The following is a 16756-nucleotide window of genomic DNA, read 5'->3' as shown; positions in this document are numbered from 1 at the left end:
TCCTTCACCTCATCATTTTTTCGACACACGCAAATAGAGCTCTTCTAGCCTCATCCGTTGCTTATGGATATCGTGGTTTTTTTCTACTTTCAGTCGAGCCTCCGTCGTGATCTGTGCCCACTCGTGACTATCTGTTAGTACACGGTTTATCATTTTCCCGAGTGCAGTCGGTGATTTCTCCGGAACCAGATATCCGGTCACTTTGTTTTCGACCAGCTCCGGAATCCCCGCGTGATAGGTGGAAATGACAGGGCGTCCGCTAGCCATCGCTTCCATGATGACATTGGGTATCCCCTCTTGGTTGCCATTTCTCGCTGTCTTGCATGCGATGATGAACAAATGGCACTTGGCCAGTTCACGTTGGACTTCACGATGTGGCAGAGCTCCTTTGAGCACGACTTGTGTGCCTAACCTGTTTTTCTTGATCAGTCGTTTGAGCTTCTTTTTTTCTTCTCCATCGCCGACGATGATTAGCTTCGCCTTGGGATGTTTTTTATGGACGTGGGTAAACGCCTTGATTAACGTATCCATACCCTTTTTCTCAGTCAGTCTCCCTACGCTTAGCAATCGGTACTCCCCATTTTCCACGGGCTGTGGCGGCAGCATGGGAAATTTGCGCAAATCAATTCCTGAGCGGATAAGGGTAATTTTGGATGGGGGGCAGCCCAGATGAATCAATCGCTTTCTCATGTGATTGCTCACGACTGTAAACGCATGGCCCTTTCGAAAGAGACGCGTAAGGGACCGTCTGTACAATGGATTTTCTTTAACACGCTTGGTGGCATCAAAGCCGTGAAAGGAAGTGATCAGGGGGAGCTTGCTTTTTTGTGCATAAGGGAGCAATTCTAATCCAGCAGGACCAAAACGGGCATGCAGGCATTTAATTTTTTTTCGTCGCAGCCAAGTGGAGAGGCCGGCCATATGCTTGCGCACATAGACCGGCGAGTAAGGAAATTGTTTTCGGTTAAAGGCTCGCTGTCGGGTCAACACCACGGGTTTGACCACTTGATGTCCAAGCAATTGCTCGTAAATAAATGTTTCACTCTTGGGAAGAAACTTTCTGCGATAAACGAGGACCCGATGCATGCAACTGGCCTCCTTGATGACGGGTGTTACCCCTTCGATTGCGAACGAATCTCTGCTAATTGATGGCGAAGGCCCTCTTCTAGCGTCACTTTTGGTTTGTATCCCAAGCGTTGTTGGGCAAATTGGATATCCGCACAGGTTCGTAAGGAGTCACCTGCCGGCCCATTTTGATACGCAATGCGCGGGGTCAGATTCATTAACGTGCCCATGATGGATAGCACATCGATGAGCTTGATTTCCCGATCTCCACCCACATTAAAAATGTCACCGGGAACAGCATGCTGTGCAGCGAGCAGATTTGCCTCTACCGCGTCTGTCACATACGTAAAGTCTCGTGATTGCTGGCCATCACCATAGATGATGACCTGCTCGCCTTTCAACATTTGACGAAAGAACCGATGAAAAGCCATATCGGGACGCTGTCTGGGGCCGTAAACCGTAAAGTAGCGAAGCATGCTAACCGGGAGTCCATATGCTTTCACATAAACCGAGCAGATTTGCTCCATCGCTTCCTTGGTCACACCATAAGGGGAAACTGGGCGAAGAGGCGCATTTTCATTGGTAACTGTCCCTTGCATCGTTCCGTAAACCGAGGAAGAGGACGAGACCACGATGACAGGTGGCTTCGATCTTTGCAAGCAAGCCTCCAGCAATTCTTGTGTAACCAAAATATTATGGCTAACATAATCGGCAAAGGACTTTCCCCAGCTGTTTCTCACGCCCGGCAAGGCAGCGAGATGGAAAACAGCGTCGACGTTCTCGAGCCAAATGTCCCAACGCCCAGTCTGAAGCGTGGCAGAGTGGAAGGTGAAGGCAGGATGTTTTCCTATTTCGGCCAGATTACGCAGTTTCGCAGCAACATCGTAGTTATCGATGAACCCGTCTATCCCGATGACTGTCACGCCATCGTTCAACAAGCGCTGTGTCAAATGAGACCCAATAAAACCTGCACAGCCGGTGACAAGAGCTTTCTTCATCGTCTCCGACGCCTCACTTTCTTCAGCCTTTTAATGACTAAATAACCGTTGTTGTAACCATAGATGGCCTTGTACTTCTTGCCCCACCTTTTCAGATAAAATTTGAATGTTTTTTTTCGCAAATAATTACGGCGGAACTTCATCTTGCTGTCCGTGAGCTGACCTTTATGCTTCGTCCGGTTGTAAAGAATTTGATTGATGTATCTCACCCGATACTTTTCAATTAATCGCAAAATGATTCGCCGATCCTCCATGATCCTTCCCTCGTATCGATCCGAGGTATCCCAACCACCCACTTTATGCAGAGCTTCTACACGATAGCAACGTGGAGAAACCATCCAGCGATTGTACTTTAGAAACTGGTATTTGTTATGAAATGTCTTGTGCTTCACCTTAATCGACTTGGTATACTTTCCGCGCTTAACTTTCCAAATGTTCATGTTGCCATAGAAGAGAGCTGTGCTTTTCTTGCTTTTGTGAATGTACTTTTTGATCACTGCCAGCGTTCGTTTCGGTAACCAGTCATCGGAGTCGAGTTGTACGAGATAAGGGGTATCCACCATGGACAATGCCTGATTCATGACTTTGCCGATTCCAGAATTTTGTTCCATTCGATGATACATAATGTTTGGGTGGTACATATATTTTTCAATTTTACCTCTGGTGTGATCGGTGGACGCATCGTCAATGATCAACAGCTTCCAGTCTTTTGAGGTTTGATTCAAGACGCTTTTGATGGCTCTCCGAATAAACTTGGCGCGATTGTATGTCGGAATGACTACAGTAAAGGTCGGATTCATACGTCCTCCCTCTTGACAGCCGGAATGCAAATGGACGATTTGTCGCTTACAATGAAGACTCCCGTACTGTTAGAAGATTGACCCGTCATCATCGATGAGCGGCCGAAAACGCTGTTTGTTATTTTCCATGCAATGTCATGCAGTGAGCAGTTTTCCAGCAAGATACTATTTTCGATATACGAGCAATTTTTCAAGCTTACGCCATTTTGGATCGAGACGTACGGTCCTATTTGGCAATTTTCAATCACACAATCATCACCGATTAGTACAGGCCCCGTAATCTTCGCATTTTTCACAATGGTTCCTTTGCCAATTTGATGTTGATTGCCTAGCTCCCTCGTAAGCATCCACTGGTTGGCCTCCAGCCAGCGATCGATGGTTCCCACATCCGAATACTTTCCGTTGGTGACGGAGTGAGACAATTTGAATCCGCGATTAATCATTGATTGAATCGCATCCGTTATTTCAAGTTCGCCTCGGGGAGATGGCTGCAGGGTAGCAATCGACTCAAAAATAGGTGGCGTAAACAGGTATGCGCCAATAACCGCCAGATTGCTCTTTGGCTGACGTGGCTTCTCCTCTACAGAGATCAGTCGTCCTTTTTGTACTTCTGCGATCCCATAATCCTGTGGTCTCTCCACTTTACTTAGCATCACGACACCGTCAGATTTTCTCTTCGTAAACGCTTTTGTAAGACCGTGAAGCGAATCCATCAATAAATTATCACCTAGTAGCAAGATAAACGGTTCGTCTTGCAAAAACGGTTGCGCTAGCTGGACAGCATGGGCAATTCCCAGTGGTACCTCCTGCCTGATAAACGTAATGGTAGCCCCGAATTGACTACCATCGCCCACCATGGGAGGAATCTGTACTTGAGAAGGATGTATCACGATGCCAATATCCTGAATGCCCACTTCACGCAGTTTGCGAATGCAATAGTGTAGGACCGGGTGATTGGCCACAGGGAGGAGGGTTTTCGGTTGCGAATAGGAAAAGGGGTGCAGTCGCGTCCCACGTCCAGCACACAAGATTAACCCTTTCACAAGTATCACTCCCCAGTTGTGCTCTGCGATACTTATAAGGTATGCGTATCTGAATAGCTGGACAGGGCAGACGTCCACATTGGCGCAAGAAAAGGCAGCCACCTACATCCTTTCCGTTCGAATTAACCTGTTTTTAAAAGCGGTTGTTTCTCTTCACTTCGCTTGGGAACTACTGTTTCAAACACGTTCAGATAGCCTTGCGCTGTCGCGTACCAAGAAAAAAACTTAGCTCGTTGCAGGGCCTGTTTACCCATTTCATTCCGGACAGCAGGTGAACTCCACAACAGTTCCCAGACAGCAGGCAATCCTTTTTTCCAATCTTTTGGCGGAATGATAAAGCCACTTTTCTCGTGGGCAACGACTTCACGAATACCGCCTCGTGGAGTGGAAATGACGGGCTTTCCGGAAGCCATTGCCTCTAAATTGACACGGCAAAACGCTTCTTTCCAAACGGATGGTGTCGCGACGACATCCCCAATTTGATAGTAAAGGGGCATTTTTGCAGATGGTACGAAATTGACGAAACGCACCTTTTCACCCAAAGGCTTCGCAAGTCGCTTGAGTTCTCGAACATACGGATTCAGGCGATTACTGCCGTATCCCGTACCGCCCACAATGACGAGTTTGGCTTTCGGGTCTTGTTTGCTCACCTGGCGAAAGGCTTTGATTAGTACATGCACCCCTTTACCGCGCATGAGTCTGCCGGCATAAAACAAGACGCGATCATCTGGCTTCAATCCGAGTTCTTGACGCATTTTTTTGACCGCGATCTTTGCAACCTGATAAGGAGTAACATCGACCCCGAGGTGAACCGCATGAATTTTATTTGCAGGAATCTTGCACGTCCGAATAAAATGTTGACGTAAAAATTCACTGTTCGTAATAAAACCTGTTGCCAGTCGAACGGCGCGCCGCATATTTTCTTTGCTGATGATCGGCTGTGATCCATACACGTGAGAGTGCATATTCACAAAGACCGGGATCTTGGGAAAATGGCGTTTTAATGTGAGGACATAGATCGGTCTGTTTTCTACGAGAATGACATCTGGCTTGTTCTTCTTGATATGGTTAATAATCCGGCGCAAATAAGGCTTTGGCCCTTTATACGGGACGCGAATGAACTGCCGGTTTTCCTCCACGGACGAGGTTGGATAGGTCGCACATTGACGAGTGTAGATCGTCACGTTATGCATGGGCTCGATCATCTTTGTGACCTCGTCAATATCGTGTTCGACCGAGCTTCCTTTGACCGGTGGTACAGAAAAGGGACCCGGACTAATAATTGCGATGTTCATTTCGCTCGATCTCCCACTCCTTTTTCAGTGAAAGAACTACTTGATACAAGTACTGCAATTGTTTTGTATGGTTCTCTTCAAGCTTCTCCCATCTCTCTTCCCACGAAACCAGCGCCTCTTTCAGTTCCAACACTTCTTGCTCAAGCTTGTGAACCTGTTCCACGACTGCCTCATCGGTCTCTCTCATAATAATTTCGAAGGTTGGCTCCAAGACCAGTTCCTTCGGCTGCTCAACTGTTGTATTTACGACCAACTCCTGGACGTTTTCCGTTACTTCCTCTTCCTGTTTTTCATTGGCTTTTACGATTGAAATACGTTGAACTGCCTCATCTACGACATAACTTCCTGAAAACACACCTGGTGTTACCCAATGAGACAGATCCCATTTTTTCCGTTTTTCCACAAGTCATCGCCTCCTGAAGCTTGCATCTACGTAATATGTTATGACAGACAAGGAAAATGGGTACGTGTACGGTGACATAGAAAAAACCGCTTGATTTGGATGAAATCAAAGCGGTTGCCCGTGGTCTCTCATATTTGCTTGTCTACGGAAGTTCAAGCTGTAAAGACGCGCTTGTTCTACGGTTGTAATCTGTTGCTTTTGCCATTCGAGCAAGATCCTGTCGATATAGCGGATGTGGAGCTTACCTACTGTTGCAGCCTCACGCAAAGCGGTCAAAATCAATTCTTCCTGATAGCCGTCCTGTTCGGTCCACATGTGGATGTTCTCCAATTCAAATGGCGCTAACGGGCGACCAAATGCCTGCTCAAAACGAGCGTAAATGGCAACAGGCTCGGCATCCAGAGAAACGGCCACTTCCATAAAGGGCTCCATGCTTCTCGGGTCTGCTTGCTGCTCCCGCCAGGTCTGGTACAGCTTTTTGTACAAGGGGGTCAAATTGTATTGCTCATGACGCATGCCAGTCTGTGGATCGATAAACTCATCTATCGTAATCCAATCTTCTTTTAATAGCTTTTGTAGAGATTGAATCAATCTCCGGCTCGTCAAGGACATGCGTTCCTCCAGCTCTGTTAAGGTCGGGAATCGATTCCCTTCCTGCTGAAAGGATAATAGATGAATCAATAGCATCATCTCGTCATCAGTCAATGACATACGCTTATACATTTTCAAAAGAAGGTTGGAGACGGATGTTGCTCCTTCTTGCAACAATTGCAATATATGGGAGTCCATAACGCATATTCACCTCTGGGTTGGAATAACAAGGGAGTGCGTAAAACGCGCTGTCAAACAATAGGAACACCCTGCTGCCCTCGCGCAACAGGGTGTAGATCGTTCATTGATAAAGGAACTCTCTATGGGTAGAGACGATTCAGCATACGTGGGAATGGAATGGTTTCACGCACGTGATCCAGACCGCAAATCCATGCAATCGTACGCTCCAGACCCAAACCGAAGCCGGAGTGAGGAACTGTACCGTATTTGCGCAGATCCAAATACCAGCGATATGCCTCTTCCGAAAGCTCATGCTCAGCAAAACGTTTCTCCAAGAGTTCTGGATCATCAATCCGCTGGCTACCTCCGATGATTTCACCGTAGCCTTCTGGTGCGATCATATCCGCGCACAGAACCACTTCCGGACGTTCAGGGTGTGGCTTCATGTAGAAAGCCTTGATTTCGGTAGGATAATGAGTGATGAAAACAGGCTTGTCGAAGTGGTCCGCAATCATCGTCTCATCCGGTGCCCCGAAGTCGTCTCCCCATTTGATCTCGCTACCTTTTTCCTGCAACAGTTTGATCGCATCATCGTAAGAGATCCGTGGGAACGACCCCGTTACATTTTGCAGTTTTGTTGTATCGCGCTCCAACGTTTTGAGTTCGCGCTCACAGTTTTTCAATACGGATTGTACCACATGAGAAACAAACGCTTCCTGAATACGCAGATTTTCTTCATGATCCACAAAAGCCATCTCCGGCTCGATCATCCAGAACTCGATCAAGTGACGACGTGTCTTGGATTTCTCGGCACGGAAAGTTGGACCGAAAGAGTAAACGCGACCTAACGCCATCGCGACTGCTTCCATATAAAGCTGGCCGGACTGCGAGAGATACGCATCCTCCTCAAAATATTTGGTATGGAACAGATTGGTGGTACCTTCCGCAGAGGTCGGTGTCAAAATCGGTGGATCTACTTTTACGAAACCGTTCTCGTGGAAGAACTCATACATAGCGCGAATCACTTCGGAACGCACAGCCATGACTGCACGCTGACGTGGAGAACGCAGCCACAGGTGGCGATGGTCCATGAGGAAGTCAACACCGTGTTCCTTCAAGGAAATCGGATATTCCTGGGCGATCTGAATAATTTCCACACCTGTTACTGTCAGTTCGTAACCGCTTGGTGCGCGGTCATCCGCACGAACTACACCGGTTATGTAAAGTGAGCTTTCTTGTGTGAGCTGTGATGCATTCTCCCACACTTCTTCCGCTACTTCCGCTTTTACTACTACACCTTGGATGAAGCCGGAGCCGTCGCGGAGCTGCAAAAATTGAATCTTGCCGCTGCTGCGTTTGTTGTATAACCAGCAACCCAGGCGTACTTCTTGTCCAACATGCTGCCCGATTCGGGCAATCGTCGTCAACATTGAATGATTCCCTCCATTTACCATGCCACGCAAATACAGACTAAGTATACCTACCAATTATACTATTGGGGGCCTGCAAATTCAATGAAAGTCTCCCTGCATAATGTTAACCATAAATTTATTATGTAAACTAATTGTACATTTGGGAGACCTGATCTCAACATCGGCCTCCCTGCTTCTGAATCATCCACTCGCCCCATTGTTGTTTCCTACCGAATTATTTATCATACTCGATATCGCTATCGTATTCTTCACTACTTTCATAATCTTGTTCGAGATCACTTTCATCCGTGTCTTCTTCATCTTCATATTCATCCATGTCGTGATCCTCCGTGTCATCCTCGTCCGTGTACTCATCTTCCATGTCTTCATCGTCCGTATCTTCATAATCCGTGTCTTCATCATCCGAGTCTTCATCATCGGTATATTGATCATCGGTGTCTTCATCATCTGTGTCTTCATCATCCATGTCTTCATCATCCATGTCTTCATCATCCATGTCTTGATCTTCCTCGATCTGATCTTCGTCGATTTCTTCTGCCTCCAGTTGCTCCCTCTCCGTTGACCATTCCAATATTTCGTGTGGGACACCTACTCCTTTTTCTCCAATCGCGATCCAGTGAATCACACCAGTCGCTTCTTGACCCTCTTGATTGCGAAACACGGTGATGATCGCTGAAGTCCTCTTGGTGTATTTGAGCGACGTATAAATCCCCGGTTGATTTGTCATCGCCACCATACAATAATGTGTATCCGCATAAGGCTGTGGCAAACGAACGGTCACATCTGTGGACTTGCTCGTGGCAGAAAGTCTGAATGGGACGAAACCGTATTGTTGAAAGGTTATTCCTACGTGATTATGCGTTTCAATGACCGGAAAGCTCAGCTTCTCAGCCGTAATCGACTCATTCTCAATGTGAAGCGTAGAGACAGCTTTGGGCGCAATTTTGGAACCGGTCACGGAGTCCTCTGCCAGTTTTTCCTGCGTAATGATCCGGTTTTGCAGATGCTGTTCTGTTATGCTTCTGGTGACCAGATGATTTCCTTTGAGCGTCCCCTCCATAATATGAGTTCCATCCAAGCTACCTTTTATGACATGCGCACCATGAATCGAATGGCTATCCAGCTTGCTCGCATCAATGCTCTGGTCAGCTATTTTCTCTCGAGTGACACTGCCTTCCTGTAATTTATCCTTGGAAATGGAGTTACCCTGGAGATGTTCATTTTGAATGATATGACTGTTGAGATGTGTAGACGATATTGCTTTTTCGGCGATCTTTTCCCCTGTGACGGCTGCTCTGCCCAGATGGCGTGTCTTGATCGCATCTTTCGCTATTTTTGGGGCTGTGATGACGGCATCTCCAATTTTGCTTGTCGTAATGCTTAGGTCTGAAATTTTGTCTGTGGAAACAGATTCCGGCGCCAATTTTGAGGTGGTCACCAAGTGGTCATGCAGATGTTGCGTGTGGATGATGTATTCGCGTAGATGATTGCCCCCAATGAGTCTGTCAGCCAAATGATGTTCTTCTACAGATCTTCTTGCCAACTTTTCTGAACGAATGGACCCGTCAATCAGATGTCGTGAACTCACACTCTCGTCGAGTAAGTGTTTCTCTCCTACACTCCTGTTCGCCAATTTGTCGATAGTGACAGCCTTGTCGGCTATTTTGCCAGTGGTAATCTGCTGATCCCCAATTTTTTTGGACGTCAGCATCCCGTCTTGCAAGTGACTCGATAGGACACTACCAGCTTGTAAATGTGTACTACCGATTGATTCTTTGGCGAGTTTTTCTGTCGTGACACTGTTGTTGTCTAAATGCTCAGTCAAAATCGCATTTGGCCCCACTTTATCACTGGTCACCGCTTCTGGCTGTAAATGCTGGCTGTAAATGGCCTGAAATGCGATGTGATGATTCGTGATGCTGCCAGCGCTAATATTACTGCCATCTATTAGCTCTTCAGTGAGGTGATGACGGTAAATGGAACCTTCACGGATATGTTGAGACTCAATTGCATCCTCGTCTATCTTCGTCGAAGTGACTGCTCCATCGCGTAATTTATCTCCTGTGACTGCTCCATCCTCAAGCTTCACTGTGTTGATCACATAATTGGCTAGGTTACTTGTTTGAATGGATCCCATTTTTATTTTTTCCGTGGTAATCGATTGATCCTGGATCAACTCATTCGTAATGGCTTGATCCTGAATATGCTTACTCTGAATCGAGTGGTCGGCAAATTTCATGGAGTCGATCGTTTTATCAGCTAACTTCTCCGACGTAATGCTATGATTGATCAATTTTTGCGCGGATATCGAATAATCCTGCAAATGCTCACCGTCTACAATTCCCCGCCCCAGATGATCCCTCAGTATCGCATGGGGTGCGAGTTTGGTGGAGGTTACGCTCATGTCCGCGAGTTTGCTGCTGTCCACGGCATAATCCTTCAAAATCGAATTATCCACGGCGCCTTGCTTAATCTTGGACGCGTCAATGGCACGGTTCGCAATTTTTTCTGTTGTCACCGATTGATCTGTCAAGTCGTCTGTATAGACAAATGATTGGACACGATCATCATTTCGGTCTTTGATGACCTTTGAATAAAAGTTCGGATTGGCAGTTGAGCTTTGTTTGGAGGATACGTTTTGCTTGGGAGATACGTTTTGTTTGGAAGATGTATCCTGTTTGGAAGTTGTATCCTGTTTGGAAGTTGTATCCTGTTTGGAAATTGAATCCTGTCTGGAAGTTGAATCCTTTCTGGAAAACGAGTCCTGTTTGGAAGTTAAATCCTTTCTGGAAAACGAGTCCTGCTTGGAGGATAGGTCCTGCTTGGGTACTTTGGGAATCGGTTGTTGCTCTTTCGGTGTGGCAGCAGAGAGGGGAGGTATTCTCTGATCGCTCTCCAAATTACTTTCAAGCAGATTTAATTCGAGGTCTTCCATCCACTCCCGATCGGGTGATGATGTATATGAGAGCGGTAACTCGTGCATGGTCTGCCTAAAGGTTTTGCTCAGACTTTTGTTTGCTTTTCGCCGGTTCACATTGGCCATAGGGTCTCCTTGCCTCCTGATTTCATTCCCGTATCACTTTTGTAGGATATTCATCCATTTCCCTATTTGGCACCGTGTCTACAAAATTGTTTCATCCTTATTGGCCTAAGTTTCCAGCAAACACAAAAAACCTGCTTCGCCAACTCTTCCATTGGCAAGCAGGTTCTTTATCTTCACTTATACAGCAACTTCTTCTTTCGTTTGTGACAAAAGTGTCCTGAACTCATCGCCTTGCAGAACTTCCGCTTCCAACAATGTGTACAAGCCTGTTTGGAATACGGAGTCAAACTGTCTCAAAAGATTGCGAGTTTCTCCGAGCAATCCTTCAAGCAGACGCTCAACCTCGTCATGAATACGACTCTTCTCCACGTATTGCAAATGTACAATACCCAGATCCGACATACCGCTTTGTACAATTTCCTGTGCCATTCCCAGCGCTTGCTCAAAGTCATTCTTCGATCCAGTACTGCGCCCACCGTAGTAGATTTCCTCCGCTACGGCTCCGCCAAGGCTAACCATGATTTGCTTTTCCATCGCTTCCTTGGTATACAGATAGCGGTCTTCCATTGGATTTTGTCGAACGTATCCTAGTGCTTTGCCACGTGGACTCAGCGTGACCTGTGAGACAGAGCCTGGTCGCACGATCTCACTAACAATGGCATGGCCTATTTCATGGAGAGCAACACGTTTCTTCTCTTCCTCTGACGCTTGACGGTCTACCTTCTCTCCGAGCATGACTTTGTCCACGGCATAACCAAAATGCTTCGCAGTGATCTTGTCCTGACGGTCACGCATGGCGTAAATGGCCGCTTCATTGGCTACACTTTCCAGCTGAGCTCCAGAAAAACCGAATGTCTCCTGTGCCACTTTTTCCAGTGTGACGTCCTCGCCTAGCGGTTTATTCGCCGTATGAATCGTCAAAATCTGCTCGCGTGCTGGCTTGTCAGGAAGATCAACGCTAATATGACGGTCAAAACGACCAGGACGCAACAGCGCTGCGTCGAGCATATCTTTCCGGTTCGTAGCTGCCATGACTAAAATCCGCGGCTTGTCAGTCGTTGCTACACCATCCATCTCCGTTAACAGTTGATTCAAGGTTTGATCATATTCACGCTGCTGTTGACCGTCCCTTTTCCCACCGACGACATCGATCTCATCGATAAAAATAATCGCGCTGTCTTGCCCATTTTTCTCTGCTAATGCCTTCGCTTCTTGAAATAATTCACGGACGCGTTGTGCACCGACACCCACGTACATCTCTACAAACTGCGAACCTGATGCCGCCACAAAAGCAGAATTTGTATAATTCGCTGCCGCTTTCGCCATCAGTGTCTTACCCGTACCAGGAGGACCTGTCAAAAGAACACCTTTGATCGGGCGAATCCCGTACTGCTCAATTTTGTCCTTGTACACGAGAAAATCAAGCGATTCCTTCAGTTCTTTTTTAGCGCGTTCCTGTCCACCGATATCGGCAAACTGCACGTCCGATTTCGGAAGCTCATGCTTGTTTGCTTTTCTTTTCCCACCGAGGGCGACATTTCCGCCTTGTCCATTTTGCTGACGGATGACCAGAAAGTAAATCGCCCCCAGTACGGCTCCGAACACCAAGAATGGCGTAATATTTACACCTAGAAAAACAAGAAAAATCAACAGTGCAGGTACGACGCCGATCAGTACTTCCTTACGCACGTGCCGTCACCTCTTTTTCAATGGAACGGGGTATGATCGTGTAAAAATCCTCCGTTCCTTTTTTCAAGTAAACATAAATGTTCTCGTCATCCATCAATGCAGATGCTTCGTCCAGCTGATTCCCCTTTTTCCATTGTTCCACGAGGGCTGGAATGCGGCTATATTCATGCAACTCCACTGCTTCTGTAAACACAAATTGACCGCTCTGCCATATATCGTTCATCGCTTTCGACTGGTTGTCTATGTCAATGACCACTTCTTTTTCCCCTGCGACCTTTTGTGTTTCCGTCAGCAGATTGCGATATTCTGCTGGAAATGCGTCTGGTTTTGTAACAGTTACATCTATTTGAATTTTATCTTTGCTGATCTCCAAGTTGCCCAATGTTGCGGACTGCATTTGTCCAATTTCTGCACGGATTGGCTCCTCAATCTCCATCTTTTGATACAAGAACCATCCTCCGAACAGGAGTGCCAAGGTTGCCACCAAAGATAATCCAATTGCGCTTTTTTTCAACTGCACGGCTACTCCCCCCATAAATATCGTTCTCGTTTTCTCTCTCTGCAACGTCCCCAGTATATCACATGAGTATATCAATTTCTTATACAGATGTTGGATGGAATGCCAAACAGGCCTTCTCCCCATAAGGAAAAGGCCTGTCGTCAAGCAAGCGTATTAGGTTGGCGCGAGCACGTATGAGGTTAACAGAGCACCAGTGAATAGATCATAGTGAATATAGTGAAAACGACCGTCTTTGTCTTTGACAGTGACTTCCCAAAATTTCTTATCGTTTTCGAGACCAGGAACCAAATGAGTGATCTCCGATTGTGGGAATGACTTGTAAACCGCCTCTTCTACATTCTTTTTTGGAACAGCTAGATCCATTCGATCGAAGCTAACTTTCTGATCTGTCATCCAGGCTACAACCTGTGTACCTGCCTTATTTTTCCCAATGACGACAGCGTAGCTCTCCTTGCCTCGATATTCATCAATGGATTCAATCTCCGTGATTGTCGTGCGATCCTGGACCCACTGACGAACGGTTTCCTCAAATTGATTGCGCTCTCCTGCTACAGTTGCCGTCAGGTGATAGGCGAACCCAGCTCCCGTAAGTAAAATGACGGCTACGATTGATAGGATAATTCGTACTAACACAGCAAAGTAACTCCTTTACGTGGCTGACATTACAATCGGAATCGAAGCTGGTCTCTCTTCACTCCAACTGCCGTTTGTATTTGCAAATCCAGCTCCAGTTGGCGAAGCTGCCCCGTAGTTGATTCGTACCATAGTTGGTAATTGACTTTCATTCCGTTCGTTACGTTCGAAGTCAAATCCTGAATAGGGAAGGATGGACCTAACCACATCGATAATAACGAAGAGACTTCCTCAGGTGGTACCGCTATCCGATATCCACTCCATCCTTGCCCTGCAGTATCTTCAAGGCGTTCAGGACTAACCGTTTGCAAAACTCCCTTGAGCAATACTGCGTGCTCATACGGGGTGAACATCGCATACGGCAGCGCGGCATGATCCTGTATCTGGCCATCAATTCGTACCGATACTGGCTGCCTATCTTTTCTGGCTATTTCAAGCTGGTGGCCACCGATTTCTCCTGTGAGCTGAAATTGCTCATTTTGATATCGCCCATGCAAGGTCTGATCTTGCATGTATACCAGAAATGAACGTTCCTCGTCCTTCGTGATCTGCTCCAAAAGCTCCGCTACCGTCTTCGCTGTCTGCTCCGTTCCTGCTGTTTGTCTGACCGCAGAAGCAGTATCTGTGCTGTCTGTATTGGCTGATCGACTTACTGTCCCCAATACAATCCCAAGCAGAAATAGACCGAGTAGGATAGGAATCAGCCACCACAGCATTTTGGGCCGGATGTACATGTCGTCCCCCCTGTCCCATTTTTGTCTTTAGCCTATGCTATACGGGAAGGTTTTAGAACGACACGGAAAAGTTGCTAATCATAGCTTAAGGTCGGGCGGTCATACTACATATACACCCCGAGGAGGTGAGCGCGTGACATCTTCGCAACAACCCACATCTCCTGACATACTTGGGTTTCTGTTACAGGAATACCGCGTCTCCTGGGCAGGATTGTCGTCTCCCTTGCGTCAATGGTCGCACACACCCACTCTTCATTTTCGCCATCATCTCCTGACAAAAGCTGTGGCGAAAAATAACAACGGAACGTCGTAGTATCCAATTCCCCTACCTACACCTGCACTGCCTTACTCCTGTCCCCCACCTGACAGGAGCCTTTTACCGTTTTAACGTTTGGAATACGCGGTTTGCTTCGTAAATCGCGCGCTCCTCATCGATAGTCAACAGCTTATGATTACGCATCAAGAATTTACCCGCTACAATCGTATCTTTCACATCGCGTCCATTTGCTGCGTACACCACGTGTGAAATCGGTTGGTGCGCTGGGTGGAAATGGGCTTGGTGGCTATCCAGCACGATCAAGTCAGCTTGCTTGCCTACTTCAATGCTTCCGAGCGTTTCCTCTTGAAATACCCCTTCTGCGCCATAACGAGTAGCCATGCGAAGTGCTTCTTCTGCTGGTACGGCTACTGGATCGTTGTTCACACCTTTGTGCAGGATCGCAGCGAGTTTCAATTCCTCAAACAAATTCAAATTGTTGTTGCTTGCCGAGCTGTCGGTACCCAGTGACACGCTTACACCTTTTGCCAACATTTTCGGAACAGGAGCAACACCGCTTGCCAGCTTCAGGTTGCTCACTACGTTATGAGAAACTCTCACGTTGTATTTTGCCAAAATGTCTATTTCTTCATCCGTTAGGTGAACAGCGTGTGCGACGAGTGTTGGGCGATTGAACATTCCCAGCTTTTCCAAATGAGCAACTGGACGCAGCCCGTAGTCCTTCTCGTTTTGACCGACTTCCCAAGCAGTTTCAGACATATGGATATGAAGCGGCAAGGAAAGCTCATCGGCTTTTTCGATAATTTGGGTAATAAATTCTGGTGAGCAGGTGTACGGCGCATGTGGTGCCATCATGACGGTAATACGCCCGTCTGCCTGATTATGCCATTCTTTTGCAAAAAGAGTCGCGTCTTTCAGCTTTGTTTGACGTTCTTCTTCGGAGCACAGACCGATCATACCACGGCAAAGGCGGGCACGCATTCCAGCTGCATCGACTTCCTTCGCCACGACGTCCATATGATCATACATATCCACAAACGTGGTGGTTCCGGTACGAATCATCTCGATAAGCGACAATTGGGTACCCCATTTTACTGTGTCGCCCGTGAATTGCGCCTCCAATGGCCACATTTTGTCTTCAAGCCATTGTTGCAGCGGCAAATCATCTGCATAACCGCGTAGGAGAGACATACCAGCATGTCCATGCGTGTTGATTAAGCCTGGCAATATGTAATCACCTTTTTGATCGATGACTTCATCGTATCCCGCTTCCGACAGGTCTTCAGGAGTTGGGCCCACATACGTAATCTTGTTGCCTTCGAATGCTACGGCACCATCGTAAATGACTTCATTCGTATCGTTAACGGTAATGACTGTTGCGTGAATGAGGATCGTCTTTTTCATAGTATACACTCCATTCTTACGTCAAATAGTAGGCCAAGCTTTGCAGGTTGGACGTCACATCCGCATAGTGGATGCGAACATCTTTTCCTGCGCGAATCGTCGTAGGGGCAAAATTCAAGATCCCCCTGATACCCGCTTGAGTCAACTGATCACATACGGATTGCGCTGCAGGTGCCGGTACCGTAATAATCGCTAGCTTGATTTGCTTGTTTACGATCGTTTCTTCCAGCTCTGCTAAAGGCTGGATCGGTATACCTGCGACTTTTTTGCCCTGCTTCTCTGGATTACTGTCAAAGATGGCCGCAATCCGCATGTTATCTTTCAAATAAGCGTTGTAGTTACTAATGGCATGGCCCAAATGCCCAGCTCCGACCAAAGCGACACGGATTTCATCCGTTAGCTTCAGAATTTCACGTATTTTTTCCACCAGATAATCGACATCATAGCCGATTCCCTTTTTTCCAAAATCACCAAAAGCTGCAAGATCTTTTCTGATTTGGGCAGGATTTACATCAAGATTCTTGCCCATCTGTTGGGAGGAAACGGTGGTCACCTCAACTTGCTGCAAATAACTGAGGTAACGCAGATAAATCGGCAAACGACGGACGACCGCTTCTGAAATCTTTTCGTGTTTTGCCACGTTCGGTC

General features: G+C 47.0%; 16 protein-coding genes. 1 reads left to right on the top strand and 15 read right to left on the bottom strand.

The annotated features are described in order from the left end of the window. Positions 1 to 12 precede the first annotated feature (12 nt). From ACM6JA_RS14705 to ACM6JA_RS14645, 13 genes are all read right to left on the bottom strand, one after another. Positions 13 to 1086 carry a glycosyltransferase gene (locus tag ACM6JA_RS14705; RefSeq protein WP_414852855.1) on the bottom strand — a complete coding sequence of 358 codons (1074 nt, stop codon included), beginning with the start codon at positions 1084 to 1086 and terminating at the stop codon, positions 13 to 15. 26 nt (positions 1087 to 1112) lie between these two features. Then, positions 1113 to 2063: an NAD-dependent epimerase/dehydratase family protein gene (locus ACM6JA_RS14700; protein ID WP_414852854.1), complete on the bottom strand. Its 951-nt coding sequence runs from the start codon at positions 2061 to 2063 to the stop codon at positions 1113 to 1115. Then, positions 2060 to 2863, bottom strand: a complete 804-nt coding sequence (locus ACM6JA_RS14695) for a glycosyltransferase family 2 protein (RefSeq protein ID WP_414852853.1) — start codon at positions 2861 to 2863, stop codon at positions 2060 to 2062. Before ACM6JA_RS14695 ends, ACM6JA_RS14700 begins: the two co-directional genes overlap by 4 nt. Then, positions 2860 to 3906, bottom strand: coding sequence for a glucose-1-phosphate thymidylyltransferase (locus tag ACM6JA_RS14690; RefSeq protein ID WP_414852852.1), 1047 nt, complete (start codon positions 3904 to 3906; stop codon positions 2860 to 2862). Before ACM6JA_RS14690 ends, ACM6JA_RS14695 begins: the two co-directional genes overlap by 4 nt. A gap of 122 nt (positions 3907 to 4028) precedes the next feature. Further along, positions 4029 to 5201 (bottom strand): glycosyltransferase family 4 protein, encoded by a 1173-nt coding sequence (locus ACM6JA_RS14685; protein ID WP_414852851.1) that lies wholly within the window; start codon positions 5199 to 5201, stop codon positions 4029 to 4031. Then, positions 5182 to 5604: a hypothetical protein gene (locus ACM6JA_RS14680; protein WP_007723119.1), complete on the bottom strand. Its 423-nt coding sequence runs from the start codon at positions 5602 to 5604 to the stop codon at positions 5182 to 5184. The genes ACM6JA_RS14685 and ACM6JA_RS14680 overlap by 20 nt, the downstream gene beginning before the upstream one ends. A 105-nt stretch (positions 5605 to 5709) precedes the next feature. After that, positions 5710 to 6393 (bottom strand): DnaD domain-containing protein, encoded by a 684-nt coding sequence (locus tag ACM6JA_RS14675; RefSeq protein ID WP_414852850.1) that lies wholly within the window; start codon positions 6391 to 6393, stop codon positions 5710 to 5712. 122 nt (positions 6394 to 6515) lie between these two features. Further along, positions 6516 to 7805, bottom strand: a complete 1290-nt coding sequence (gene asnS, locus ACM6JA_RS14670; RefSeq protein WP_007723123.1) for an asparagine--tRNA ligase — start codon at positions 7803 to 7805, stop codon at positions 6516 to 6518. A gap of 217 nt (positions 7806 to 8022) precedes the next feature. Further along, positions 8023 to 10851 (bottom strand): WIAG-tail domain, encoded by a 2829-nt coding sequence (locus ACM6JA_RS14665; RefSeq protein WP_414852849.1) that lies wholly within the window; start codon positions 10849 to 10851, stop codon positions 8023 to 8025. Between the two features lie 177 nt (positions 10852 to 11028). Further along, the gene (locus ACM6JA_RS14660) at positions 11029 to 12540 is read right to left on the bottom strand and encodes an AAA family ATPase (protein ID WP_414852848.1); all 1512 of its coding nucleotides are present in this window, start codon (positions 12538 to 12540) and stop codon (positions 11029 to 11031) included. Continuing rightward, complete coding sequence (locus tag ACM6JA_RS14655) at positions 12533 to 13060, bottom strand: hypothetical protein (RefSeq protein WP_414852847.1); 528 nt, start codon at positions 13058 to 13060, stop codon at positions 12533 to 12535. The genes ACM6JA_RS14660 and ACM6JA_RS14655 overlap by 8 nt, the downstream gene beginning before the upstream one ends. Positions 13061 to 13213: 153 nt before the next feature. Then, positions 13214 to 13693 carry a DUF5590 domain-containing protein gene (locus ACM6JA_RS14650; RefSeq protein WP_414852846.1) on the bottom strand — a complete coding sequence of 160 codons (480 nt, stop codon included), beginning with the start codon at positions 13691 to 13693 and terminating at the stop codon, positions 13214 to 13216. Between the two features lie 29 nt (positions 13694 to 13722). Continuing rightward, positions 13723 to 14427: a hypothetical protein gene (locus tag ACM6JA_RS14645; protein ID WP_414852845.1), complete on the bottom strand. Its 705-nt coding sequence runs from the start codon at positions 14425 to 14427 to the stop codon at positions 13723 to 13725. Positions 14428 to 14560: 133 nt separating this feature from the next. On the opposite strand from ACM6JA_RS14645, the gene ACM6JA_RS14640 reads away from it, so the two are divergent. Next, complete coding sequence (locus tag ACM6JA_RS14640) at positions 14561 to 14740, top strand: hypothetical protein (RefSeq protein ID WP_414852844.1); 180 nt, start codon at positions 14561 to 14563, stop codon at positions 14738 to 14740. Positions 14741 to 14803: 63 nt separating this feature from the next. Here ACM6JA_RS14640 and ACM6JA_RS14635 read toward each other — a convergent pair whose 3' ends face one another. Together ACM6JA_RS14635 and ACM6JA_RS14630 are read right to left on the bottom strand one after the other, a co-directional pair. Further along, positions 14804 to 16108 carry an amidohydrolase gene (locus ACM6JA_RS14635; RefSeq protein ID WP_007723137.1) on the bottom strand — a complete coding sequence of 435 codons (1305 nt, stop codon included), beginning with the start codon at positions 16106 to 16108 and terminating at the stop codon, positions 14804 to 14806. A 16-nt stretch (positions 16109 to 16124) separates the two neighbouring features. Further along, the gene (locus ACM6JA_RS14630; protein ID WP_007723139.1) at positions 16125 to 16748 is read right to left on the bottom strand and encodes a redox-sensing transcriptional repressor Rex; all 624 of its coding nucleotides are present in this window, start codon (positions 16746 to 16748) and stop codon (positions 16125 to 16127) included. Positions 16749 to 16756 lie beyond the last annotated feature (8 nt).

The organism is Brevibacillus sp. IT-7CA2 (genome assembly GCF_949767855.1).
GTDB lineage: Bacteria > Bacillota > Bacilli > Brevibacillales > Brevibacillaceae > Brevibacillus.
The sequence above is the reverse complement of the archived record's forward strand: the minus strand, read 5'-3'. Positions and strand labels throughout refer to the sequence as shown.